Consider the following 2,719-nt stretch of genomic DNA (forward strand, 5'->3'; position numbering starts at 1 on the left):
TGGGGCTTACACACTTTTTAGGGACAGTATCATAAGAAAACCCCGAAAGGGGTTTCACGGTGTAATAACCCAGGCTTCCCCCTGAGGGCAAGCGAAAGCGAGCCATAAGGTGAAGCTTGGGTAGCAAAGACCAATACAATCACACTACCCCGAAGGGGTTGCATATAGATAACAACCTATGAATCTTAAAGTGCAACCCCTTTGGGCTTCTACCACCAGCACCCGACAGGGTGCCATTCAGCTAGCTTCCATTCGAGGCTCGCAGAGCCGAAGACTGGGGGTAAACGATACCCACCCGCAATAATCTTTGTTACCTACCTTTAAATATTCCTGTTTCGTTGTCACGATTCCATACACCCTTTTGATCTGATTGATATTTACGTCCGCGCGAAAGATTCCACGTTAGATTCAAGGAGATCATATTTCCCCATTCTGGAATATATACAGTTAAATCTTTCTTGACGAATTGAGAGTGCGTAGCCTCTCCGAAAGTAGAGCCATTTTTTAGAAATAGATGAGAGCCATAAAGACCAATGGAAAGGTTTTGGGTCAGTTTATAATTCACTTGTGCTTCTATGTTTTGACCAGTGGTATTCTCACTTTCCCCATTAAAGTTTCTTTCCTTTGCAGACCAAGAAGCTCTGAAGTTCCATTTGCCTAAAAACAGTTTCGAGCCAACATATCCCCATAGTCGATGGAAGTTGTGGGTATAATTATTTCCTACGCAACGAGATAGCAGGGACGAGAATCCGCCATCCAATGTCAGAACATTGGGTATAACATAAAGTTGAACATTAGTATAGTTCCAAAAGTCGGCTGCAGATTTCTGCTGTTCATAGCCAAAATCAAACCATGTTCTCCCATTTGCGTCGCTATTTCTCGTTATTTCTTCTAAGATAGGCTTTCGGCTATACGTGTGTCCCGTTGTATTTTCAATATAGAAGTACTTATGCTCGTAAGAGAGGGTTAGCGTCTGTGTATATCTGCTGAAAGGTTTTAAGTTGGGATTACCTACATGATATTCGTATTCATTCGACTGCTGCCTGTTATTACTCAAATTAGCCAAAGATGGTGCATTGGGGGATATATTGAAGACATATCGTATGTTTCCCTTGCCCAGAAAAGGATAGCTGAGACTTAGGGATGGGCGTAAAAGGAAGTAATGATAACTCTGTGTCCCCTGCGAATAATATTGATAGCTACCTCCTATACCAACCAAATAACGTAGGTTGCTGGATGTTCCTGAGATCTGGGAATAAAGATAGGTACTGCTGTTGTGCATATCATTGATAATGTCAGAAGTCCCTGTATATTTATTTTTGGTATAGCCCTGCAGGTGACTGATTCCAGAAGTCCATCTGGATCTACCCAAAGGCTGACTATACTTTACGTCACCAATAAGAGAATAGCGTTTGCCGTCTGTATCGTAGCCATATTGTGATGTCGGCAAGTCAAAATCTTCTTTATCAAAAGTCTTAAAGCTATATCCATATTTCGTATCATACATGGTACCCACTAAATTGAAGGTCAATGTACGATTTTCCTTAAAATAGCGCCTAAAGAACAGATCTATCGTTGGCGAGAAATAATGTTCAGTAGGTTCAGTCAAAGCGTAATATGTAGGCTTACCAGTTTCATAAATTCGCTGGCGGTGTCCTCTGTTTGGGCTGTTATATAAGTGACAGCTTACCTGTGCCATAAAGGTATACTGTCCCTTCTTTGTCAAATCATAGGTAATACCGAAATCATGGTTTGCGTATGCCAATTTTGTATTCATTCCTTCACGGCGTATTTCGTGAAGGTTTCCATCAGCTAAAGTATAGGTATCCGTTTGGTCAATGCGTCTTCGACTTAAATTTGAAAAGTCATTCTGATAGTAAATTCCCCATTTGGACAGACGGTGATTATATTGAGCATAGATATAATTCTGTCCATTCAATGTCGTCACAGCATCATTTAGATTAAAACCTATAGACATCCCTTTCATACGAGGCTTAACGACAAAATTAATGATAGCAGTGGGTGTATCCAGTCCAAATTCTACACCAGGATTATCAATATACTCGATACGCACAACCTCATCAGGTCGCAGGGCAACGACATCGGCCTGCGAGGCACGCTTTTCGTTGATAAAAACAGGAACACTTCCCGAGCCACGCTTCTCCACCTTTTTGCTTGCCATATCTACATAAATACCGGGTAAATTAACCTTATCTATGAGATCATAGCCAGAGTTTGAACGCTTAATGATATCTTGAGATGGAAACAGTAGCTTTCTATCCACTTTATTGATAAATCTATCAGCCATGACCGTTACCGCTTCGAGGACGTTTTCCTCCAATCGTAGTGTATCAAGCTCAATCGCTTTCGGCATTTTCTGTAAAGAAAGCAGGTAGGGAGCATAGGCTGCATGTCTAATTTCAAGAATACAATCTTGTCCTTCGAGCATTTTTGTTTCCACACTGAATATTCCTTTCTTGTTTGAAGTAGAAATACTCTTATCTGGCTTCCCCTTGCTGCTCAGTGTAATAGAGGCACCACAGACAGGCTGCTTCTCCCCATTAACTATTGTACCTGTAACTTGCGCAGAGCAAACTTTACCTATCAATAGCGTGATAGTACATATAATAATTAGCAGAAATCTATTATTCATAATATTGTTGTTTGTTGCTCATTTTTCTGAATATTGTCCCAAAAAAGTGTGTAAGCCCCAATAATG

The 2,719-nt window shown here is 40.8% G+C and carries 1 protein-coding gene; it reads right to left on the reverse strand.

The genetic code is table 11. The annotated features are described in order from the left end of the window. Positions 1-310: 310 nt before the first annotated feature. A complete protein-coding gene (locus tag QVO39_RS07265; protein ID WP_021903621.1) occupies positions 311-2,653 on the reverse strand; it encodes a TonB-dependent receptor in 2,343 nt (780 codons plus the stop codon). Positions 2,654-2,719 lie beyond the last annotated feature (66 nt).

It is taken from the genome of Porphyromonas sp. CAG:1061 (genome assembly GCF_000435035.1).
Classification (GTDB): domain Bacteria; phylum Bacteroidota; class Bacteroidia; order Bacteroidales; family Porphyromonadaceae; genus Porphyromonas_A; species Porphyromonas_A somerae.